16 protein-coding genes are annotated in these 21,306 nt (G+C 64.2%); 6 read left to right on the forward strand and 10 right to left on the reverse strand.

Annotated elements, in window-relative coordinates; translation table 11 throughout:
* Window positions 1-9 precede the first annotated feature (9 nt).
* Window positions 10-483 (reverse strand): single-stranded DNA-binding protein, encoded by a 474-nt coding sequence (locus tag BR71_RS17790; protein ID WP_019102147.1) that lies wholly within the window; start codon window positions 481-483, stop codon window positions 10-12.
* 46 nt (window positions 484-529) lie between these two features.
* On the reverse strand, window positions 530-1,891 hold the full coding sequence (locus BR71_RS17795) for an MFS transporter (RefSeq protein ID WP_043640701.1): 1,362 nt from the start codon (window positions 1,889-1,891) through the stop codon (window positions 530-532).
* A gap of 178 nt (window positions 1,892-2,069) precedes the next feature.
* Here BR71_RS17795 and uvrA point away from each other — a divergent pair, with 178 nt between their 5' ends.
* Window positions 2,070-4,901 carry an excinuclease ABC subunit UvrA gene (gene uvrA, locus BR71_RS17800; RefSeq protein ID WP_043640704.1) on the forward strand — a complete coding sequence of 944 codons (2,832 nt, stop codon included), beginning with the start codon at window positions 2,070-2,072 and terminating at the stop codon, window positions 4,899-4,901.
* Between the two features lie 140 nt (window positions 4,902-5,041).
* Window positions 5,042-5,488, forward strand: coding sequence for a VOC family protein (locus BR71_RS17805; protein ID WP_043591565.1), 447 nt, complete (start codon window positions 5,042-5,044; stop codon window positions 5,486-5,488).
* A gap of 55 nt (window positions 5,489-5,543) precedes the next feature.
* On the opposite strand, the gene BR71_RS17810 is transcribed toward BR71_RS17805, so the two are convergent.
* Both BR71_RS17810 and BR71_RS17815 read right to left on the reverse strand, forming a co-directional pair.
* Window positions 5,544-6,890, reverse strand: coding sequence for an HD-GYP domain-containing protein (locus BR71_RS17810; RefSeq protein ID WP_043640707.1), 1,347 nt, complete (start codon window positions 6,888-6,890; stop codon window positions 5,544-5,546).
* 170 nt (window positions 6,891-7,060) lie between these two features.
* Window positions 7,061-7,840 carry an HAD-IIB family hydrolase gene (locus BR71_RS17815; RefSeq protein WP_043640709.1) on the reverse strand — a complete coding sequence of 260 codons (780 nt, stop codon included), beginning with the start codon at window positions 7,838-7,840 and terminating at the stop codon, window positions 7,061-7,063.
* 183 nt (window positions 7,841-8,023) lie between these two features.
* On the opposite strand from BR71_RS17815, the gene BR71_RS17820 reads away from it, so the two are divergent.
* Entirely contained in the window at window positions 8,024-8,533 is a 510-nt protein-coding gene (locus BR71_RS17820) for a GNAT family N-acetyltransferase (protein WP_052370781.1), read from the forward strand.
* A gap of 89 nt (window positions 8,534-8,622) precedes the next feature.
* Here BR71_RS17820 and BR71_RS17825 read toward each other — a convergent pair whose 3' ends face one another.
* Together BR71_RS17825 and BR71_RS17830 are read right to left on the reverse strand one after the other, a co-directional pair.
* The gene (locus BR71_RS17825; protein ID WP_043640713.1) at window positions 8,623-10,098 is read right to left on the reverse strand and encodes a protein adenylyltransferase SelO; all 1,476 of its coding nucleotides are present in this window, start codon (window positions 10,096-10,098) and stop codon (window positions 8,623-8,625) included.
* Window positions 10,099-10,328: 230 nt separating this feature from the next.
* Window positions 10,329-12,614 carry a YgiQ family radical SAM protein gene (locus tag BR71_RS17830; protein ID WP_043640717.1) on the reverse strand — a complete coding sequence of 762 codons (2,286 nt, stop codon included), beginning with the start codon at window positions 12,612-12,614 and terminating at the stop codon, window positions 10,329-10,331.
* A gap of 379 nt (window positions 12,615-12,993) precedes the next feature.
* Between BR71_RS17830 and kdoO the strand changes: the two genes are divergently transcribed.
* From kdoO to ushA, 3 genes are all read left to right on the forward strand, one after another.
* Window positions 12,994-13,848, forward strand: a complete 855-nt coding sequence (kdoO, locus tag BR71_RS17835; protein WP_043640720.1) for a Kdo hydroxylase KdoO — start codon at window positions 12,994-12,996, stop codon at window positions 13,846-13,848.
* A gap of 96 nt (window positions 13,849-13,944) precedes the next feature.
* On the forward strand, window positions 13,945-15,630 hold the full coding sequence (locus tag BR71_RS17840) for a glutamine--tRNA ligase/YqeY domain fusion protein (RefSeq protein WP_043640723.1): 1,686 nt from the start codon (window positions 13,945-13,947) through the stop codon (window positions 15,628-15,630).
* Between the two features lie 127 nt (window positions 15,631-15,757).
* Window positions 15,758-17,404, forward strand: coding sequence for a bifunctional UDP-sugar hydrolase/5'-nucleotidase UshA (gene ushA, locus BR71_RS17845; protein ID WP_043640725.1), 1,647 nt, complete (start codon window positions 15,758-15,760; stop codon window positions 17,402-17,404).
* A gap of 102 nt (window positions 17,405-17,506) precedes the next feature.
* Here the strand turns inward: ushA and BR71_RS17850 are convergent, their stop codons facing one another.
* The 4 genes from BR71_RS17850 to BR71_RS17865 all read right to left on the reverse strand — a co-directional run bounded on the left by BR71_RS17850 (window position 17,507) and on the right by BR71_RS17865 (window position 21,213).
* On the reverse strand, window positions 17,507-18,316 hold the full coding sequence (locus tag BR71_RS17850) for a siderophore-interacting protein (RefSeq protein ID WP_043640729.1): 810 nt from the start codon (window positions 18,314-18,316) through the stop codon (window positions 17,507-17,509).
* 154 nt (window positions 18,317-18,470) lie between these two features.
* Window positions 18,471-19,100 carry a PadR family transcriptional regulator gene (locus tag BR71_RS17855; protein WP_052370783.1) on the reverse strand — a complete coding sequence of 210 codons (630 nt, stop codon included), beginning with the start codon at window positions 19,098-19,100 and terminating at the stop codon, window positions 18,471-18,473.
* A gap of 275 nt (window positions 19,101-19,375) precedes the next feature.
* Window positions 19,376-19,996 carry an outer membrane lipoprotein periplasmic chaperone LolA gene (lolA, locus tag BR71_RS17860; protein ID WP_244269661.1) on the reverse strand — a complete coding sequence of 207 codons (621 nt, stop codon included), beginning with the start codon at window positions 19,994-19,996 and terminating at the stop codon, window positions 19,376-19,378.
* Window positions 19,997-20,106: 110 nt separating this feature from the next.
* The gene (locus BR71_RS17865) at window positions 20,107-21,213 is read right to left on the reverse strand and encodes a hypothetical protein (protein ID WP_043640732.1); all 1,107 of its coding nucleotides are present in this window, start codon (window positions 21,211-21,213) and stop codon (window positions 20,107-20,109) included.
* Window positions 21,214-21,306 lie beyond the last annotated feature (93 nt).

Genomic DNA, 21,306 nt, shown 5'->3' on the forward strand with positions numbered 1-21,306 from the left:
TGGTTCCGGTTAGAACGGAATGTCGTCGTCCATATCGTCAAGCTGTTTGGGCGCCGGGCGCGGCTCTTGGCGACGGGGCGCGGCCGGGGCCTCCTGGCGCGGGGCCGGGGCGTTGTAGCCGTAGCCGTCGTCCATGCCGCCTCCGCTCATGCCGCCGCCGGAGCCGCCCATCTCATTGCGGCCGCCTTGCAGGCTCAGCTCGTTGACGCGCACGTCCGGGGACAGGCGCTTGTTGCCCTCCTTGTCCTGCCATTCGCGCAGGGTCAGTTGGCCGTAAACGGTAACCTGCTGGCCTTTGGCCAGGTAATTCTTCAGCGATTCACCGCGCTTGCCCCATACCTGGCAGCTGAACCAGTTGGTGCTCTTGCGCTCGCCAAAGCCGATGTCGCTGGCTACGCGGAACGACAGTACCGGCTCACCGCTGGGGGTGTAGCGCAGTTCGGCGTCGGCGGCCAGACGGCCGTCAAAGGTGATGCTGTTCATCGATGTCTCCGAATAAAAATCTAAATATTTGGCCTGTCGCCGCGGCTCAGAAGGTGGCTCCGATCAGGCGCTGCACCGTCGCTTCATCCCACTGTTGCTGCGATACCTTCAGATAGGCCACGCGGTCTTCCAACACGACCACGGCTTCATGCACGCCGGCCACGCCGGCCAATTGGCGGGACAGGTCGCCGGCATCGCCCCGCCAGTCCTCGCCGATGTGAAACATCACCGAGCGCACCGGCTTGGGCGGCCGCATGGCCAGCGACCACAACAGCCAGGTCAGCATCAGCAGGCTGGTGAAGCCGAACACGCCGGCTGGGCCGAAGCGGGTGTACAACCAGCCGCCGGCCGCCGCGCCCAGGAACAGGCCAAGGGATTGGGCGGTATTATACACGCCAATCGCGGTTCCCTTGGCATCGGCCGGAGCGATCTTGGAAATCAATGAGGGGAGCGTGGCTTCCAGGATATTGAAGGCGATGAAATACAAACCCAGCCAGATCACGATCTGCCAGAAGCTGTCCAGCGCCATCGCCATGCCCATCTGTGCGGCGGCCATCAGCGCGATGGCGCCGACAAACACTTGCTTGAGCCTGGCTTTTTTCTCGCCGTAGATAATGGCCGGGACCATCAACAGGAAGCCGATTACCGTAACAGGCAGGTACACCTGCCAGTGTTGGGTCTTGTCCAGGTGAGCGGTCTTGATCAGCGCGAAGGGAATGGTGACGAACATCGCCATCTGCGCCGCGTGCAGCGCGAAGATACCGTAGTTCAGCTGCAGCAGTTGCGGGTCTTTCAAGACCGCGGGCAGCCGCTTGGCGTTGGCTTCGGTGTCCGAGTGAAAACGCGAGCTGACCGGGTCCGGAATGATCAGCCACACGCCAATCAACGCCGCCAGCGACAGCGCGCCGGTGAGCGCGAAAATGCCGTTGACGCCGATGTACTTGGCCAGCAGAGGCCCCAGCACCAGGCTGGCGGCGAAGGTGGTGCCGATGGACATGCCTATCATCGCCATCGCCTTGGTGCGGTTTTCCTCGCGGGTCAGGTCCGCCAGCAGCGCGGTGATGGCGGCGGAAATGGCGCCGGCGCCCTGGATGACCCGGCCCACGGTCAGGGTGGCGATGTCGTGCGCGCCGGCGGCGACGAAGCTGCCCAGCGCAAACAGCAGCAAGCCGCCGTAAATCACTTTTTTGCGGCCTATCTTGTCGGACAGCATGCCCAGCGGCAGTTGCAGCAGGGCCTGGGTCAGGCCGTAACTGCCCAGCGCGATGCCGATCAGCGTGTGGTTGTTCGCGCCTTCCAGGGTTTGGGCGTACAGGGCGAATACCGGCAGGATCAGGAACATGCCCAGCATGCGCAGGGCGTAGATGCCGGCGAGGCCAAGGCTGGCCCGGAGTTCTGTTGCGTTCATTCTTGTGTGCGTCGTTTGTGTTGCTGGCGGGCTGCGGCCTGAGGGCCGCGCCCCATGGTTCTAGTAACGGTCCGGCGCCGTTCCGGATGACGCCGCGCGTTAAAGATCTGGTGGAGTCAGACTTGCCAAGTCAGGTATATTAACAGGTTCCCTGACCGACGGTGAGTTACGCTCCAATATGGACAGCATTCGCATTCGCGGCGCACGCACGCACAATCTGAAGAACATCAACCTGGATTTGCCCCGCCACCAATTGATCGTGATTACCGGCCTGTCCGGCTCCGGCAAATCCTCGCTGGCCTTCGACACCCTGTACGCGGAAGGTCAGCGCCGCTATGTGGAAAGCCTGTCCGCCTATGCGCGCCAGTTCCTGCAATTGATGGAAAAGCCGGACGTGGACCTGATTGAAGGCCTGTCCCCGGCGATCTCCATCGAGCAGAAGGCCACCAGCCACAATCCGCGCTCCACCGTCGGCACCGTCACCGAAATCCACGACTACCTGCGTCTGTTGTACGCGCGGGTGGGCGAGCCGCATTGCCCGGAGCACGGCGTGCCGTTGTCCTCGCAAACCGTCAGTCAGATGGTGGATCACGTGCTGGCGCTGCCGGAGGAAAGCCGGGTGATGATCCTGGCCCCGGTCATCGTTGGCCGCAAGGGGGAGAATCTTGACCTGTTCGAAGACCTGCGCGCCCAGGGCTTTGTGCGGGTGCGCGTGGACGGAGAAGTGTTTGAAATCGACGCCGTGCCCAAGCTGGACAAGAACAAGAAGCACACCATCGAGGTGGTGATAGACCGTCTGAAAGTGCGCGAGGACATGAAGCAGCGGCTGGCGGAAAGCTTCGAAACCGCGCTGCGCCATGCCGAAGGCCGCGCCATCGCCGTGGAAATGGATAAGGGCGAAGAGCACTGGTTCTCCGCCAAGTTCGCCTGCCCGGTGTGTTCCTACAGCCTGCCGGAACTGGAGCCGCGGCTGTTCTCCTTCAACAACCCGATGGGCGCCTGCCCCAAGTGCGACGGCCTGGGCGAAATCACTTTCTTCGATCCGCGCCGCGTGGTGGCGCATCCGGAATTGAGCCTGGCCGCCGGCGCGATCAAGGGTTGGGACAAGCGCAATCAGTTCTATTTTCAGATGCTGATGTCGCTGGGCGAGCATTACGGCTTCTCCGTGGCCGAGCTCGCCTTTGAAGACCTGCCGGAAAAAGTGCGCAATGTGGTGTTGCATGGCTCTGGCCGAGACAGCATCGAATTCAGCTATATGTCGGAGAAGGGCACTAAGTTCAGCCGCGCGCACCCCTTTGAAGGCATCATCCCCAACCTGGAGCGTCGCTACCGCGAAACCGACTCCGCGGCCGTGCGCGAAGAACTGGCCAAGTATCAGAACAACCAGCCCTGCCCGCATTGCCAGGGCTCGCGGCTGCGCCTGGAGGCGCGCCACGTCTTTGTCGGTGAAAAAACCCTGTACGAGATCAACCAGATGCCCTTGAAGGAGACCGCGCTCTTCTTCGCCCAACTGGCGTTCAGCGGTCAGAAGCAGGCGGTGGCGGAAAAAATCGTCAAGGAAATCAGCGAGCGGGTGTCCTTCCTCAACAATGTGGGCCTGGATTATCTCAACCTGTCCCGCTCCGCGGACACCCTGTCCGGCGGCGAGGCGCAGCGCATCCGCCTGGCCAGCCAGATCGGCTCCGGTCTCACCGGCGTGATGTATGTGCTGGACGAGCCGTCCATCGGCCTGCACCAGCGGGACAACGACCGCCTGCTGGCCACCTTGATGCGGCTGCGGGATCTGGGCAACAGCGTAATCGTGGTCGAGCACGACGAAGACGCCATCCGCGCCGCGGACTATCTGGTGGATATGGGGCCGGGCGCGGGCGAGCACGGCGGCGAAGTGCTGGTGGCCGGCACCCCGGCCGAAGTGGCCGCCTGCGGCCATTCCATCACCGGCGACTACCTGTCCGGCCGCCGCCGCATCGCGCTGGGCGGGGAGCGCCGCAAGGTGGACCCGGAGCGCATGCTGCGTCTGATCGGCGCCAGCGGCAACAACCTCAAGAACGTCACCCTTGAACTGCCGCTGGGCATGCTGGTGTGCATTACCGGCGTGTCCGGCTCCGGCAAATCCACGCTGATCAACGACACCTTGTACAAGATTACCGCGCGGGAACTGAACGGCGCCAGCGAAGAGCCCGCGGCCTATCAGGACATCCAGGGCCTGAAGCAGCTGGACAAGGTGATCAATGTCGACCAAAGCCCGATCGGCCGCACCCCGCGCTCCAACCCGGCCACCTACACCGGCCTGTTCACCCCCATCCGCGAGCTGTTTGCCGGCGTGCCGCTGTCGCGCGAGCGCGGCTACGGCCCGGGCCGCTTCTCCTTCAACGTCAAGGGCGGCCGCTGCGAAGCCTGCCAGGGCGATGGCATGATCAAGGTGGAAATGCACTTTCTGCCGGATGTCTACGTGCCCTGCGACGTTTGCCACGGCAAGCGCTACAACCGCGAAACCCTGGAAGTGCAATACAAGGGCAAGAACATTCACGAGGTGCTGGAAATGACGGTGGAGCAGGCGCTGGATTTCTTCAGCGTGGTGCCCACCGTGGCGCGCAAGCTGCGCACCCTGATGGAAGTGGGCCTGGGCTACATCCGGCTGGGGCAGAGCGCCACCACCCTGTCCGGCGGCGAGGCCCAGCGCGTCAAGCTGGGGCTGGAGTTGTCCAAGCGCGACACCGGCCGCACCTTGTATATCTTGGACGAACCCACCACCGGCCTGCATTTCCATGACATCGATCTGTTGCTGCAGGTGCTGCACCGCCTGCGCGAAAGCGGCAACACCGTGGTGGTGATCGAACACAATCTGGACGTGGTCAAAACCGCGGACTGGCTGATAGATTTGGGGCCGGAAGGCGGCGCCGGAGGCGGCCAGATCATCGCCACCGGCACGCCGGAACAAGTGGCGGCCAATCCGGTCAGCCATACCGGGCGCTATCTGCAGCCCTTGTTGCAGCGCGAGCAAGCCTGATGGCAATCAAGTACAATGCGCGGATAGACAGCTTGCTGTTATAAAGAAATACCGGCGGCGGCAAGGGGAGAGCAGTGTCGCCGCCCCGTGGACGGCGCCTTGCCCAAGGGCCATCGCATCAAAAACAATATGAGGAAGTCATGCTGACTTTAGGCAAGATCGATCACATCCACATTCGTGTGACTGACGTGCCCAAGGCCCTGAAATGGTATCAGCGCGTGCTGGCCATGGCCCCGGACCCGCGCTACAAGCATATGCGCGAAGGCCCGCACGGAGCGGTAATGCTGGCCAACGCCAACGGGGCGGTGCGCCTGGCGATGAGCGAGGACAAGAGCGGGGCGGCCAACCATCAGGGCGATATCGCTTTTGTGGTGAGCGGCCAGGATTTTCTGGAGTGGATAGACCAGCTGGCCGGCGAACGCGTCACTAATCGCGACGGCCAGACCATCGCTCGGGATTCCGTGCGCGACCATCGCTTTTTCTGCTCGTTGTCCTTCGTCGACCCCTTCGGCAACCCGTTCGAGATCGTCAGCTACGATCACACCTGGCTGGTGGGCAAGCTCAAACTGAACGAACAGTTGGAGTGAAAACCGCTGATCGCCATTAAAACCGCCGGCTTTGCGCCGGCGGTTTTTTATGCGCTCAAGACAAGGCGCCTTCCTGGCGCAGCACCTGTTCCAGCGCGGCGAAACAGGCCGGGTCGATGGCGCTGCCCACGTGCCGGCGCATGATGTCCAGCGTTTGCGGCGCCGGGGTAGCCGGGTGGTAGGGGCGTTCCGCGTTGATGGCGTCGAAGATGTCCGCGGCGGTGATGATGCGGGTTTCCAGCGCGATGGCGTCGCCGGACAGGCCGCGCGGGTAGCCGCCGCCGTCCGGGCGCTCGTGATGGGCGCCGGCCACCCAGGCCAGTTCGGCGAAGTGTTCGATGCGGCCCAGAATGGCCTCGGTGTAGCCGGCGTGGCGTTTGACCGCCTCCCATTCGTCCGCCTCCAGCTTGCCGGGCTTGTCCAGTATGGTGTTGCTGACGCCCAGTTTGCCCACGTCGTGCAAGAGCGCGCCGCGTTTCAGCCAGCGTCGCCGCGCCTGGCCCAGTTCCAGCTCCGCGGCGATCTGGTCGGCGTAATGGCCCACTCGCTGGCTGTGGCCGGCGGTAAAGGGGCTTTTGGAGTCCACCACCTGGCCGAAGCCTTCGGCGATTTCATCCAGATAATCCTCGTCCAGCGGCACCGCGCATTGGGCCGGCTCCAGCCTCAGCACCGCCTGATCGATGTCGTCGGCCTCCAGTTGCCGCCAGAAATCCGGCCTGGCGCTGACCCGGCGAAAGGCGGCCACCAGTTCCGGGTCGAACCATCCGCCGGCGCGGCGCAGCGCTTGGTCCAGCGCGGCTTGGCGGCCATGGGTGATGTGGAACACGTCTATCACCTGAGCCAGCAGGGCGATGCGGGAGTTCAGCGGGATGGCGTCGCCGCGCAGGCCCAGCGGCCTGCCGGAGCCGTCCCAGTGTTCGTCCAGCGATTGGATGCCGCGCGCCACGTTTTCATTGAAGCGCAGTTGGCGGGCGATGTCGGCGCCGCGGTGGCAGCGGGTGTTGATCAACTCGTCCGCCATCGCTTTGCCGTGGCGCAGCACGTTGAGGATGGAGGCCGCGCGCCGCGCCCAGCCCGCGCTGTGGGTGCCGGTGTTCTTGAACACAAAACCCAGCATTTGCGGCAGGCTGGCGCCCACTTGCTTGAAGTCCTGTTTGAAGCTGCGGTCGTCGGTTTGGTACAACTCGCTGATGCGCGCCGCATTGCTGCTGCAGCCCAGGTCTTTGAGCAGGATGGCGTAGTACAAATCCCATAGCGGCTGCGGGGCTAGGCCTATGCTTTGGCCGATATGCATGCCAATCCAGCAACTGCGGATGCAATGGCCTTCCGGCTGGCCTTCGGTGATGTCCAGCGCATAGCTTAGCGAGCTGATCAGTTCGGACAGCTTCAGGGTGGCGGCCATGAGCGCTCCATGGGGTTGAGGCGAGCGGGAGGGGTTATGGCGGAGCCGCTCGCAGATAATCTGGAGCAAGGCGCGTTGACGCAGGCGGTTCATTGAGTATGGCAAGCCGGCGCAACGCAGCCTCTTTGTGAGCGGCGCTACCTTATTTATCCTTGGCGAAGCCTGCTTTTTCAATCCCGCCGCGCGGGCGAGGGGGCGCGGCTCAGCCGCGCGATGGTGTCCACCAGCCGCGCTTCAATGTCCTGATCCAGCGGCAGACGTTCGCTGGCCAGTTCCGCCAGCCGCGGGTGGGCGCCCACCTGCACCGAGTGACCGGCCTCCAGAAACATGCTGACGTCGTTGCTGTCGTTGCCGAAGCAGATCAGCTCATCGGCGTCGATGCCGCATTGGCGCAGCGCGGCCATCTTGCTGACGCCGGTGGCGGTGATGTCGAAGATCTGTTCGTCGGAATGGTGGTGCAGTTCCACGCCGGCGTGAGCGTCCAGCTTCCGGCGCAGGCCGGGGACATCGGCGCAGGCGGTGATCAGCAGCTTGGCCGGCTGGCGGATGTCTTCCGCGCCGACATGGCTGGCCAGCTTGCCTGGGTCCACTTTGGCCAGGAAGGGATGGCCGGCGTCGCCGCTGTAATGGTAGTCCCAGCTGAGGTCCACCAGATAGGACGCGGCAAAGCGTTGCGCCAGTTGGGTGATGTCAGCGAATACCGGGTCCGGGATAGGGGTCAGCCGCCGCAGCTCGCCTTGCTGATGGCTCATTGCGCCGTTGGCGCCGATGATCAGCGCGTCGTGGAAGCGGGCATCCAGCAGCGGCAGGATGTCGCGGTAGGGGCGGGCGGAAGCGAAGCCTAGCTGGTGGCCGTGTTGGCGCAAGCCGTCCAGCGCGCCCTGGATGGCTGGGCTGATGGTTCTGCCGTTGAAGCAAATGGTGCCGTCGATATCGAAAATGAAGTGCATGGGGTCTCGCTGCGGGAAGGTGGCGACGGCTGGTTTTTAGCGCCGTTTTATGATGTTTGTATTCTAACTGTCTTGCCCGTTCGGGTGAAGCCGCCGGGTTAAATCGAATGCCCTTGGACTTGTCAGCGAGAGGTGTCGCCCACATTTCCCGTGTATGACCGTTCAACCTGGAGAGTGCCGCGCATGAGCCAAAGCGTTTGTCTGGAGCCGTTGACCTCCGCCGATTTCCCCGTCTTGGCCACGCTGGCCGGCGAGATCTGGCATCAGCATTTCATCAGCATGATCAGCCGCGAGCAGATCGAATACATGCTGGCCGGCCGTTATGTTCCGGAGAAGCTGTCCGCCTATCTGGACGCGCCGGACCGCTGGTTCGGCCTGCTGAAGCTGGATGGCCGGGCGGTGGGCTATTGCAGTTACGCGCTGACGGCGACGCCGGGGGAGATGAAGCTGGAGCAGCTGTATTTATTGGCGGAAATGCGCGGTCGCGGCCTGGGCGCTTATATGTTGGATGCGGTGGAACGGGCGGCGCGGCAGCGCGGTTGCCATACCCTGGTGCTGACGGTGAACAAACACAATGCCGGTTCGATCGCGGTGTATCAGCGCCGCGGCTTCCTGGTGCGCGAGGAGGCGGTGTTTGATATCGGCAACGGCTTTGTGATGGACGATTATGTGATGGAGAAGCGGCTGGTTTGAGGCGTGGGGAGCCGCGCCATGAAGAAAGCGCAAGGCGGGGAGCCTTGCGCTTTTTGCTTGGTTGGCCGTGTGTGGCTTGTTGATGCGTGTCAGGTGCCGCAGAAGGTCCGATACCCCTGCGCCACTTCCGGCGCGGCCGGCAGCGTGTAGCGCTCCAGGCCGGCGCGTTCGGTGAAGGGCTGTCGCAATACGTCCAGCAGCGTCAGCGTCGGCCCCATATCGCCATGATCGCTGGCGGCGGCCAGCGCTTCTTCCACCAAGTGGTTGCGCGGGATATAGAGGGGGTTGGCCTGGCGCAGAGCGGCAGCGCGCTCGGCGGCGGCTTGCGGCTCGGCGTCCAGCCGTTGGCGCCAGCGGGCCAGCCACGGTTCGGCGGCGGCGGGGTCGTTGAAGAGCTGGGTCAGTGCCTGGTCGCGGCCCTCGGCGGCGTCGGCCAGCCGGCGCCAGGCCAGAGTGTGGTCGGCGTCCTGGCGCGCCAGCAGCGCCAGCCAGTCTTCGGCCAGCTCCTGGTCGATGTCCTGCGCCTGGCTCAGGCCCAGCTTGCGGCGCGCCTGTCGCAGCCAATGCGCCTGGTAGCGCTCGGCGAAGTCTTCGATGACGGCGGTGGCCGTCGGCACCGCGTTCTTGGGTTCGTCCGGGTCCAGCAGCGGCAGCAGGGTTTCCGCCAGCCGGGCCAGGTTCCATTGGGCGATGGCCGGCTGGTTGCCGTAGGCGTAGCGGCCGCCGCTGTCTATGGAGCTGAACACGGTGGACGGGTGGTGGACGTCCATGAAGGCGCAGGGGCCGTAGTCTATGGTTTCGCCGCTGGGCGCCATATTGTCGGTGTTCATCACGCCGTGGATGAAGCCGGCGTGCATCCAGCGGGCGATCAGCTCCGCCTGGCGTTCCGCCACCGCTTGCAGCAGCGCCAGATAGGGCTGCTCGGCGCCGGCCAGTTGGGGGTAGTGGCGCGCCAGGGTGTAGTCGGCCAGCCGGCGCAGCATGTCCCGTTCGCCGCGGAGGGCGAAGAACTGGAAGGTGCCGACGCGCAGGTGGCTGGCGGCGACGCGGGTCAGTACCGCGCCGGGCAGCGCCTGTTCGCGGTAGACGGTTTCGCCGGTGGCGGTGACGGCCAGCGCGCGGGTGCTGGGGATGGCGAGCGCGTGCATGGCTTCGCCTATGATCAGTTCGCGCAGCATCGGCCCCACCGCGGCTTTGCCATCGCCTCGGCGCGAGAACGGGGTGCGGCCGCTGCCTTTGAAGGCGATGTCGCGGCGCTGGCCGTTGCGGTCCATGACTTCGCCCAGCAGCAGCGCGCGGCCGTCGCCCAGCGAGGGGGATAGTCCGCCGAACTGGTGGCCGGCATAGGCTTGGGCCACCGGCCTGGCCCCGGCCGGCAGCGCGGCGCCGGAGAAGGCGGCGGCCAGCTTCGCGGTGTCGGCCTGGCTGCTGTCCAGGCCCAGTTCCTCCGCCAGCGCGGCGTTCCAGTACAGCAGAGCCGGCGCGGGCGGGGCGTCGGGCTTGACCGGCATGCAGGCGTCGGGCAGGTCGCGGGCGTAGCTGTGGTCGAAGTCGATGTGGATCATGGCGGGCTCGCTGGGCGGGGTATGGGGTTGAGAAGCTATTTACGATCTGCTACGTGTCGGCGATGCGGCGTTAAAAACAAGCTCACAATGCTCATGTACCCTTGTGCATGCCGCTTTTCCGCTTGTTTTCGCCTTGGCTCGCGAGATCGTATATTAGGTTCTGAGACGTCGGCGGCGGGGTAAAGTGCCCGGCCGCCGGTCGGCAAAAAGCCGCCCGTGGGCGGCTGGATTCAACGGCTGCGGCCCTTGCCTGCGCCTGCCGGTTTGCTGCCCGGTTTCGTGGGCTTGCCGCGTCCGGCCGGCGTTTGGCCGGCGTGGGGCTTGGCCGCGGTTTTGGTCTGCGCGGGTTTGCCGCGCTGACCGTGTCCGGCGGGGGCCGCGGCGCGTTGGCCGGGCGCTTTGTTGCGCGACAGCGGCGCGCCCATGCGGTGGCGCACGGCGGCGGCCTTGTCGCCCGGCGGCGTTGGCGGAATCAGACAGTGCTTGCTGTGGCCGATCAAGTCCGCGCGGCCCATCTGGATCAGCGCGTCGTGGAGGATCTGCCAGTTGTCCGGATGGTGATAGCGCAAGAAGGCCTTATGCAGCTTGCGGCGGTAGCCGTCGCGCACCACATCCACTTTTTCCGAGCTGCGGCTCAAGCGCTTGAGCGGGTTGCGGCGGGTGTGCCACATGGTAGTGGCCATCGCCATCGGCGTGGGGGTGAAGGTTTGCACCTGGTCCAGGCGGAAGTTGTTCTTCTTCAGCCATAGCGCCAGGTTCATCATGTCTTCGTCGCTGGTGCCGGGGTGGGCGGCGATGAAGTAGGGGATCAGATATTGCTCCTTGCCGGCCTGACGGCTGAAGCGCTCGAACAGTTCCTTGAACTTGTCGTAAGCGCCCATGCCCGGTTTCATCATCATGGACAGCGGGCCGTCCTCGGTGTGCTCCGGGGCGATCTTCAGATAGCCGCCCACATGGTGCTGCACCAGTTCCTTGATGTATTCGGGTGAGCGCACGGCCAGGTCGTAGCGCAAGCCGGACTGGATGTTGATCTTCTTCACCCCCGGCAGCGCGCGCGCCTTGCGGTAGAGCTGGATCAGGTGGCTGTGGTCGGTGTTCAGGTTTTCGCAGATGTCCGGGAACACGCAGGACAGCTTCCTACAGGAGCGCTCGATCTTCGGGTCCTTGCAGGAGAGGCGGTACATATTGGCCGTGGGGCCGCCCAGGTCCGAGATGTGGCCGGTGAAGCCCGGGGTTTTGTCCCGGATTTCCTCGATTTCCTTGAGGATGGATTCCTCGGAACGGCTCTGGATGATGCGGCCTTCGTGCTCGGTGATGGAACAGAAGGTACAGCCGCCGAAACAGCCGCGCATGATGTTGACCGAGTACTTGATCATTTCCCAGGCCGGAATGTTGGCGTCGCCGTAGCTGGGGTGCGGATTGCGGGCGTAGGGTAGGCCGTAGACGTGGTCCATTTCCTCGGTGGTGAGCGGAATGGGCGGCGGCGTCAGCCACACGTCGCGCTCGCCGTGCATCTGCACCAGAGCGCGGGCGTTGCCGGGGTTGGATTCCAGGTGCAGGGTGCGGCTGGCGTGGGCGTACAGCACCGGGTCGTGGGCCACGGCCTCGTAGGCCGGAATGCGGATCACGGTCTTGGCGCGTTCGGCGCGGCGCTTGGCCAGGCGCTCTTCGCGCGATTCGATGCGGATGACTTGCGGTTTGGACGGGTCCTGGTCCTTGGTGGCTTCGGCCGCCTGTTCCGGGATTTCCTGGTAAGGGTTGAGGTGGGCGTCCACCTTGCCCGGCAGATCCACCACGCTGGAATCCATCTCCTGCCATTCTTCGTCCGGACGCCAGCCGTGCGGCACGATGAAGGCGGTGCCGCGCACGTCGCGGATCTCGCTGAGCTTTTCGCCCCTGGCGGCGCGATGCGCCACTTCCACCAACGCGCGCTCGGCGTTGCCGTACAGCAGCAGGTCGGCCTTGGAGTTGATCAGCACCGACGGGCGCACTTTCTCGCTCCAGTAGTCGTAGTGGGCGATGCGGCGCAGGCTGGCCTCAATGCTGCCCACCATCACGCCCACGCCGGGGTAGGCCTCGCGGCAGCGTTGAGCGTAGACGGTGACGGCGCGGTCCGGGCGCTTGTTGGCCGCGGCGTGCGGGGTGTAGGCGTCGTCCGAGCGCGGACGGCGGTCCGCGGTGTAGCGGTTGATCATCGAATCCATATTGCCGGCGGTGACGCCGAAGAACAGATTGGGCTTGCCCAGCTCGCGGAAAGCGTCCGCGGAGTGCCAATCCGGCTGGGAAATGATGCCCACGCGGAAGCCTTGGTCTTCCAGCAGCCGGCCCACCAGCGCCATGCCGAAGCTGGGGTGATCGATATAACCGTCGCCGGTGACCAGGATGATGTCGCAGGAATCCCAGCCCAGCTGGTCCATCTCGGCGCGGGTCATCGGCAGGAACGGGGCGGGGCCGAAGCGGCTGGCCCAGTACTTGCGGTAAGAGGTGATCGGTTTGGCGGCGTGTGCGGTCGTCATGCTGGCAATGGACTGAAGTTCGAGCAACCCGACATTATGCCATAGTTGCGCCTTGCTTGTGGAATAAGCGCTTGTTTTTTATTGAGAATTGCCTTGGTTGCAGTAGGGTTTTGCCGAAGGGGCGGTTTTGCTCATCAAAATCAAGGCGCTGCGCGTCCTGGCCGCAGGAACGGGAGGCGACGGTTTCGGCATGACATTCTCCTGCCGCGGGCGTATCCTAGCGGCCCATTCGCCAGACCGGAAACGGCTTGCCGAGCAGCCGCCATGGCGCGGCCGGAGGAGGAGGGGGCGGGTAAAACCGGGCAGGCCTCGGCGTCAGTTCCGTTGTTTCCGCCATTCCCTCCGTGAAGGAAATCATTGTTTTAGGCAGGAGCTCAATATGACGAGCCAGATCGTATTGGTGGATGAGGCGGCGCAAGGCCGCTATGTGGATGAATTGGAGCGGGGCAAGGTTTTGTATCTTCCCCGTTTCGACTTCCAGCTGCTGGCCGAGGAGGGGCGCTTGCTGGACCCGGCCATCGCCGATCCCAAGCGCAAGAACATCAGCCTGGAGCCGGGCAACGGCGCCTTGCACGGCGTGGTGGGCGGAGCGGAGCGGGAGGCGGAGGCGCGCGGCTTGATCTCGCGTTACCAGCGGGCCGCTGCCGATCTGGCCTCGAGGCTGCTGCCGGAGTACCAAGGCAAGCTGCGCGCCGCGCCCACCAGCCTGCGGCTGATGCGGGTAGAGGAGCGCCGGACTTCCTGGCGCAAGGACGACAGCCGGCTGCACGTGGACGCGTTTCCGTCCCGCCCCAATTACGGCGAACGCATTTTGCGAGTGTTCTGCAATATCAACCCGCATGGCGAGCCCAGAGTGTGGCGGGTGGGCGAGCCCTTCGTCGACATGGCGCGGCGCATGCTGCCGCGGGTGCCGCGGCAATGGCCGGGTTCGGCGGCCTTGCTGGCGGCCTTGAAAATCACCAAGCGCAAGCGCAGCGCTTACGACCACATCATGTTGCATCTGCACGACGCGATGAAGGCGGATTTGGATTACCAGCGCCAATGTCCGCAGGAAACCATGCCGTTTCCGCCCGGCTGCGCCTGGGTCTGTTTCTCCGATCAGGCGTCTCACGCGGTGATGTCCGGCCAGTTCATGCTGGAGCAGACTTTCTGGCTGCCGGCGGCGGAGATGGCGCAGCCGCAACAGTCGCCGCTGGCGCTGTTGGAACAGTTGACGGGCAAGGTCTTGGTGTAAGGCGATCAAACGGGAGGCGGGCGTGGCCGGTCCGCTCCCAGTCGGGGCGAAATCGGTTACAATCTTCGATTAGTCATAATCGCACTGCACAAAACAATGAGCACGGAAAACAACGCGCCGGTTGTCAGCAATTTCATCCGCAACATCATTGACGAGGACCTGGCTTCCGGCAAGCATAGCGGCATCGTCACTCGCTTCCCGCCGGAGCCCAACGGCTACCTGCACATCGGTCACGCCAAATCCATTTGCCTGAACTTCGGCCTGGCCGATGATTACAAGGGCAAGTGCAATCTGCGCATGGACGACACCAATCCGGAGAAAGAGTCCGACGAGTTCGTGCAGTCGATCAAGGACAGCGTGGAGTGGCTGGGTTTCCACTGGGACGGCAACGTCCGTTTCGCTTCTGATTATTTCGAGCAGCTTTACGGCTACGCGGTGGAGCTGATCCAGAACGGCAAGGCCTTCGTCTGCGATCTGAACGCCGAAGAAATGCGCCAGTACCGCGGCAGCCTGACGGAGCCGGGCAAGAACAGCCCGTTCCGCGATCGCAGCGTGGAAGAAAACCTGGACCTGTTCGCCCGCATGCGGGCGGGCGAGTTCCCGGACGGCAGCAAGACGCTGCGTCTGAAAATAGACATGTCTTCCGGCAATGTGAATCTGCGCGATCCGGTGATCTACCGCATCCGCCGTGCGCATCATCACCGCACCGGGGACGCGTGGTGCATCTATCCGATGTACGACTACACCCACTGCATTTCCGACGCCATCGAGGGCATTACCCACTCCTTGTGCACGCTGGAGTTTGAAGACCACCGCCCGTTGTACGACTGGGTGCTGGACAATATCAGCATCGGCTGCCACCCGCGCCAGTACGAGTTCTCGCGGCTGGAGCTGCTGTACGCGCTGACTTCCAAGCGCAAGCTGCAGGCGCTGGTCAACGACGGCCTGGTGAGCGGCTGGGACGACCCGCGCATGCCCACGGTGGAAGGCATGCGCCGTCGCGGTTTCAGCCCGGCCGGCATCCGCCTGTTCGCTCAGCGCATCGGCGTGTCCAAGGGCGAGAACATCATTGACATGAGCGTGCTGGAAGGCGCGGTGCGGGAGACGCTGGAAAACGACTCTCCGCGCGTGATGGCGGTGGTGAAACCATTGAAAGTGACGTTGACCAACTACGACGCCGCCGTTACCGCCAGCCGCAGCGCGCCCTTCCATCCGCATCATCCGGAGTTTGGCGAGCGCGAAGTGCCGATTGCCCGCGAGATCTGGATTGAACAGGACGATTTTGCCGAAGTGCCGCCGCCGAAGTGGCAGCGCCTGACCGCCGGCGGCGAAGTGCGCCTGCGCTATTCCTACGTGATCAAGTGCGAGGAAGTGGTCAAGGACGCGGCCGGCAATGTGGTGGAACTCAAGTGCAGCATTGACCACGACACCCTGGGCAAGAACCCGGAAGGCCGCAAGGTCAAGGGCGTGATTCACTGGGTGTCCGCCGAACACGCGATCCAGGCCGAAGTGCGCTGGTACGAGCGTCTGTTCACCGAGCCGCGCCCGGACGCGGTGCGCGGCGAAGACGGCGAGTATGTCGATTTCCGCCAGTTCCTGAACGGCGAATCGCTGAGCACCGTCACCGCCTATGTCGAAGACGCCGTGTTGAAGGCCGAACCGGAGTCCCGCTTCCAGTTCGAACGCCTGGGCTACTTCGTCACCGACCGCCACGACCACCAGGCCGGCAGCAAGGCGGTGTTCAACCGCACCGTGGGCCTGAAGGATAGCTGGAGCAAGTAAGCGCCGGCGCCTGGCTGGACGCTTTGCGCGTCCGGCTGGTGAATCACTTCCAGCAATGGCGGGCCCGCGGGTCCGCCATTTTTGCGGCTTGCGCAAGCCGCCGCCTGCATAAGAACGAGGATTAACGATGAAACTGTCCGTGAAACCGATTGCCCTGTCCCTGCTGGCCGCCGGCCTGCTCTCCGCCTGCGCCGCCACGCCGGGCAAAGGCAATTACGTCGAAGACAAGACTTACAAAATCACAATCCTGCACACCAACGACCACCACGGTCGTTTCTGGCCCAATAGCGACGGCGAATACGGGCTGGCCGCGCAAAAGACGCTGGTGGATCAGGTGCGCGCCGAGGTCAAGGCCGACGGCGGCTACATGCTGCTGCTGTCCGGCGGCGACATCAACACCGGGGTGCCGGAATCCGATCTGCAGGACGCGGAGCCGGACTTCCGCGGCATGAGCCGCATCGGCTACGACGCGATGGCGGTGGGCAACCACGAGTTCGACAAGCCGGTGCCGGTGCTGATGAAGCAGCGCCAGTGGATCAACTTCCCCATGCTGTCCGCCAATATCTACCAGGATGGCAAGCGCATGTTCGATCCCTACGCGATGTTCAATCTGGGCGGGGTGAAAGTGGCGGTGCTGGGCCTGACCACCGACGACACCGCCAAGATGGTGAACCCGGAGCAGGTCAAGGGCATCGAGTTCCGCAGCCCGATCGCCGAGGCCGGTAAACTGGTGCCTGAACTGCGCCAGAAGGCCGACATCGTCATCGCCGCCACCCATATGGGCCATTACACCGATGGCCAGCACGGCGTGAACGCGCCGGGCGATGTGGAAATGGCGCGCGCGGTGAAGGGGCTGGACCTGATCGTGGGCGGCCACAGCCAGAACCCGGTGTGCATGAAGGCGGAGAATCAGCGCGACGACGCCTACGTGCCGGGTGCTCCCTGCGCGCCGGATCGCCAGAATGGCGCCTGGATTGTGCAGGCGCACGAGTGGGGCAAATACGTGGGCCGCGCCGATTTCGAGTTCCGGAACGGCAAGCTCAAGCTCTCCAAATATCAGTTGATGCCGGTGAATCTGAAAAAAACCGTCAAGGGCGAGGACGGCAAGGAACGAAAGGTGCCGTATACCCAGTTGATCGAGGAAGACGGCAAGTTGCGCAACTTCCTGCAAAACTATCAGAACAAAGGTCAGGCGGCGCTGGATGTGCCGGTGGGCCGGACCAGCGCCAAGCTGGACGGCGATCGCGGCGTGGTGCGCAGTCAGCCCACCAATCTGGGTGTGTTCGTCGGCAAGGTGATGATGGACAAGGTCAAGGCGGACTTCGCCGTATCCAATTCCGGCGGCATCCGTGATTCGTTGCCGGCCGGCGCGATCAACTACCGCGACGTGTTGAAGGTGTTCCCCTTCGGCAGCACCCTGGCCTATGTGGACCTGAACGGCCAGGAGGCGCTGGACTACTTGAAAGCCGCCGCGAGCATGACGCCCGGCGCGGGCGCCTTCGGCCAATTTGCCGGCGTCAAGCTGCGCATCGTCGGCGGTCAGCTGCAGCAGGCGCTGATTGGCGGTCAGCCCATCAATCCGGCCAAGACCTATCGGATGGCGATCAACAGCTTCATCGCCGCGGGCGGTGACCGCTATCCGCTGATGAACAAGCATCCGGGTTACGTCAACACCGGCTTCGTCGACGCCGAGATGCTGCGCGAGTACATCGCCGCGCATTCGCCCATCGACGCCGCGGCTTACGCGCCCGGCGACGCGGTGACGCGCAACTGAGCCCGTTTGGGCAAGCCTTGCCGGAGAGGCGGGGCTTGCTTGGTCTCTTGCCTCCAGTTGAGCAAAGCCCCCGTTCGGGGGCTTTGTCGTTTGAGCCGCTGCTCAGTCTTCCAGGGTTTCGTGGCTGGCGGCCTTGCCCTCGCGCCAGTAGCTGGCGGCGCGGATGCGGCTCTTGTCGATGCCGCGCTCCTCGCGCAGGTGCAGGCGCACCGCGCGGATGGCGTGGTATTCGCCGGCAGCCCAGACAAAGCCTTCGCCCGCTGGCAGCGCCAGTTGCTTGAGCGCGGAGAGCAGAGCCGGTTCCGAGTCGGCGACGTCCTGATGTACCCAGCGGATGTCGGCGTTGGGGTGGGGCGGCAGTTCGCAGCGCTCGTCCGCCTCGCTGGTTTGCAGCAGAGCCATGATCTTGGCCGTGGGCGGCAGTTCGGCCAGGCGGCGGCGGATAGCCGGCAGCGCGGATTCGTCGCCGATCAGCAGGTGCCAGTCGAAGTCCGCCGGGATGACGAAGGAGCCGCGCGGGCCGCCGATGCCCAGATATTGGCCGGGCTTGGCCTGAGCCGCCCAGCTGGTGGCCGGGCCGGCTTCATGCAGCACGAACTCCAGGTCCAGTTCCTGCCGCTCAGGATCGAAGCAGCAGGGGGTGTAGTCGCGCGCGGTCGGGCGGGGCTGGCCCTCGGGGTAAATCAGGGTTTCGTCCACCAGCGTCGGCAGCACGGGCTTGCCGTCCGGGTGTTCTGGAAAGAACACTTTAAGGTGGTCGTCGAAGGAGGCGGTGGTAAAACCGGCCAGGTCTTCGCCGCCCAGGGTGACGCGGAGTAGTTTAGGTCCGAGCTGGCGGGTGGCGCGCACTTGCAGCAGGCGGAAGCGCAGCGGGTGGCGCAGGCGTTGCACGGTCAGATTGGGTGTGGTCATCGGGTGTCCTGTCTTGATGTCGTGGCTGGGCGCGTGGGGTTAGAGCCGCTAACAAAACCGCGCAGCGTACCTGAGCCAAGGCGCGCTGACGCAGGCAGTACAAGTAGTACGACAAGGAGGCGCAACGCAGGATCAGGGGTTTTGTTGGCGGGTCTTAGCCGGTGTCGCCCAGAATTTGCTCACAGGCCTGCCGCAGAATAGCAGCGATGCGGCGCTGTTCATCCTCGTCTACGTTGGCGGTTCGCATCAGCGCTTGCTTCAATTCGCCGCGGGCGCGGGTCAGCTCCGGAATCCAGCTGCCGGCGGCGTCGTCCGGCGGCGGCATTTCTCCGGTCAGCGCACGGCGGATGGAGTTCATCTTGCGGGCGATGTGCTGCAGCCGCGCCATCATCCATTCCACTTGCTCGCGGTTCTGTTCCAGAGACACGCGACCGGCCTCCGCCAGCGCATAACATTTGCGGTTGCCTTCCTGGCTCACGGTGACGTAGCCCAATTTTTCCAGATAAGTCAGCGCCGGGTAGACCATGCCTGGGCTGGGGCTGTAAAAGCCGTTGCTGCGACTTTGCAGCGCCTTGATCAGTTCGTAGCCGTGGCTGGGCCGTTCTTCCAGCATCGCCAGCAAGAGCAGTTGCAGTTCGTCGGAGCTGAATTTGCGGCCGCGGGTCATGCTTTCGTCGTCACCGCCGCCGAAGCCGCCGTGGCCGTGTCTGGCCATCGCGTGGGGGCGATGACGCGCATGGCGCCCGCCAAAGCGGCGGAGAAGGGTGTCGAGGCGGTGAGGCATGGCGGCTCTCCTATGGAAAATATATCTTAAGATATGTTTTTAGATATATAAAAGTCAAGTTCACGCTGCGGGAACGGTGTTGGATTGTGGTGTTTTTGGCGCAAGGCAGGGGCGGTTTACAAAGAAAAGCCGCCCAGAGGCGGCTATTAAAGAGGGGCGGTTTAGCGTCGCTAACAAAACCACGTAGAGAATCTGAGCCAAGGCGCGCCGACGCAGGCAGTAAAGTGGCGCGACAAGGAGGCGTAACGCAGGATCGGGGGTTTTGTTGGCGGGCTTTAATCGCCGCTGACCACGTCCACGCCCTTGGGCGGAACGAAGGCGAAGCGGGAGGCGGTCAGCGGCGGGTTCTGCCGCGGCGCGCTGAAGCTGACCTTGGTGTGGTTGCCGAAGCTGTCGGTCAACTCCATTTCCACCAGCATATTGGCCTTGAAGCCCATGCGGATGGCGCTGAAGCTGTTGTCGGCCTGCTTGGGGCTGGCGGACAGCCACTCCACCTCGCCGGTTTTGCCGGCTTCCTTCAGTTGATAGTTCTGTTCGATGGCGTTGTTGCCGGCCAGCAGCGCCGCAGGGCTGGAGCCCAGGGCCGCGCCCTGCGCCTTGCGAGTGACTTGCGCCAGGTCTTTGTCGTAGACCCACAGCGTCTTGCCGTCGCCGACGATCAATTGTTCGTAGGGCTTGTTGTACTCCCAGCGGAATTTGCCGGGACGGGCGATTTCCAGCCGGCCGCTGGCTTCCTCGCGCTTGTTCTTGTTGCTGACCACTTGTTTGAAGTCGGCGCTCAGGGTTTTGTTGCCGGCGACGAAGGCCTTGAGCTGAGCGATGGCGGCGGCGTTGACGACCGCCGGCAGCGCCAGGGCGGCGAGGATGAGTGTGGCGGAGATCGGTTTCATCTTCATGCGGGGAAATCCTTGCGGTGGGCGGCCCGGGCCGCGTGACCAAGATGGGACCGCCGGCGCGGCGCGGGGTTTCTTCGAGCGGGCCGGCGGTGTTGCTGGTTTGTTAGCGATTATTGCGGGGCGGCGTTTTCCACTGCCGCGGCTTCGTCGCCGGCCGCCGGCGGCTGGTTGAGCGCGTGCAAGGCCAGACCCAGCGATTTCAGCCATTCCGGCTTGTCCAGGCGCTCCAAGTCCAGGATGTCCGCTTCGGCGGGCTGGAAGGCGAACACGGGCTTGCCCAGATGGCTGTAGCGGATGTCGGCGTGGGCCTGGCCGCGGACGCGCGGGCTGTCGAAGCGTATGGTCTGGCGGATGGCCAGCAGGTCGCCGCCCCGGCTGACGTACAGATCGCTGACGGTATTGCTGTTCAGCGGGTTGGCGTCGGAGGCCTTGATCAGGCTATCAATCAGTTGCAGCAAGCTTTCGCTGCCCAGCGGGCCGGGCTTGATCTCCGGCTTGCGCGCGGCTTCCTGGCGCGCCACCTGGATCAGGCCGGCGATAATCTGGGAAGCCAGCTGGTTTTCCTGGGCGCGGCTCATGGCGATGCGTAGTCGGTAACGCGCGCCCAGTTCCGCCGCGCGCGGGTCCAGCGGCTGGAAGCTGAAGGCCTGTTTGTCCACTTTGGCGTAGGCTTCGTCCAGCAGTTTAGGCATGGCCTGGTACATGGCCTGGAGCGGGAAGTTGTCGGCCACGCGCTGCGGCAGCCGCACGCGCAGGAACTTGCCCTCGTAGGCTTGCATCTCCGGTACAAACAGGTAGGCGGCGGACGGATCCACCAGCAAGGACAGGTCCTTGGCGTGGAATTGCAGCGGCAATTGCACGCTGGTCAGCAAGTTGCGACGTTCCAGACGCAGCGCCGGAATCAGTTCCAGCTTGCCGCCTGGCACGTCCAGCGCGGCCTTGATGTTGAGGCGCATGCTGCGGGCGATTTGATCGGCGGCGGAGGCGGCCGCCTGCTCCAGCTGGCCGCCGTCTTCCTTGGCCTTGTCGACGTCGGCGACCTTCAGTTCGTCGAAGCCGATGTCGGCGTCGATGTTGTAGCCCTTGCTGTTCCAGTTTTGCAGCATGATCTTGCGGACGGCCTGGTCGGCGCTCTTGTTGGCGAGGGGCGAGACACAGCCAGTCAGCAGGGCGATGCCGCACAGCGCGGCGCATAGTCCCGATTTCTTCAGACGCATGATGTTTCCTTGAGCGAGATTCGGCGCGGGGCGGGCGGAGACGATCCGGCGCGAGCCGGACATTTTAACGCATCCGGCATCGCCTATGTCATG

The organism is Chromobacterium haemolyticum DSM 19808 (assembly GCF_000711885.1).
GTDB lineage: Bacteria > Pseudomonadota > Gammaproteobacteria > Burkholderiales > Chromobacteriaceae > Chromobacterium > Chromobacterium haemolyticum.

Bases quoted from the DNA above. Each gene is read 5' to 3' on its own strand.
- uvrA (WP_043640704.1), top strand. From the start codon at position 2,070: ATGGACAGCATTCGCATTCGCGGCGCACGCACGCACAATCTGAAGAAC.
- BR71_RS17815 (WP_043640709.1), bottom strand. From the start codon at position 7,840: ATGCACTTCATTTTCGATATCGACGGCACCATTTGCTTCAACGGCAGA.
- BR71_RS17865 (WP_043640732.1), bottom strand. From the start codon at position 21,213: ATGCGTCTGAAGAAATCGGGACTATGCGCCGCGCTGTGCGGCATCGCC.
- BR71_RS17855 (WP_052370783.1), bottom strand. From the start codon at position 19,100: ATGCCTCACCGCCTCGACACCCTTCTCCGCCGCTTTGGCGGGCGCCAT.
- BR71_RS17840 (WP_043640723.1), top strand. From the start codon at position 13,945: ATGAGCACGGAAAACAACGCGCCGGTTGTCAGCAATTTCATCCGCAAC.
- BR71_RS17790 (WP_019102147.1), bottom strand. From the start codon at position 483: ATGAACAGCATCACCTTTGACGGCCGTCTGGCCGCCGACGCCGAACTG.
- BR71_RS17820 (WP_052370781.1), top strand. From the start codon at position 8,024: ATGAGCCAAAGCGTTTGTCTGGAGCCGTTGACCTCCGCCGATTTCCCC.
- lolA (WP_244269661.1), bottom strand. From the start codon at position 19,996: ATGAAGATGAAACCGATCTCCGCCACACTCATCCTCGCCGCCCTGGCG.
- BR71_RS17830 (WP_043640717.1), bottom strand. From the start codon at position 12,614: ATGACGACCGCACACGCCGCCAAACCGATCACCTCTTACCGCAAGTAC.
- BR71_RS17850 (WP_043640729.1), bottom strand. From the start codon at position 18,316: ATGACCACACCCAATCTGACCGTGCAACGCCTGCGCCACCCGCTGCGC.
- ushA (WP_043640725.1), top strand. From the start codon at position 15,758: ATGAAACTGTCCGTGAAACCGATTGCCCTGTCCCTGCTGGCCGCCGGC.
- BR71_RS17810 (WP_043640707.1), bottom strand. From the start codon at position 6,890: ATGGCCGCCACCCTGAAGCTGTCCGAACTGATCAGCTCGCTAAGCTAT.
- kdoO (WP_043640720.1), top strand. From the start codon at position 12,994: ATGACGAGCCAGATCGTATTGGTGGATGAGGCGGCGCAAGGCCGCTAT.
- BR71_RS17825 (WP_043640713.1), bottom strand. From the start codon at position 10,098: ATGATCCACATCGACTTCGACCACAGCTACGCCCGCGACCTGCCCGAC.
- BR71_RS17805 (WP_043591565.1), top strand. From the start codon at position 5,042: ATGCTGACTTTAGGCAAGATCGATCACATCCACATTCGTGTGACTGAC.
- BR71_RS17795 (WP_043640701.1), bottom strand. From the start codon at position 1,891: ATGAACGCAACAGAACTCCGGGCCAGCCTTGGCCTCGCCGGCATCTAC.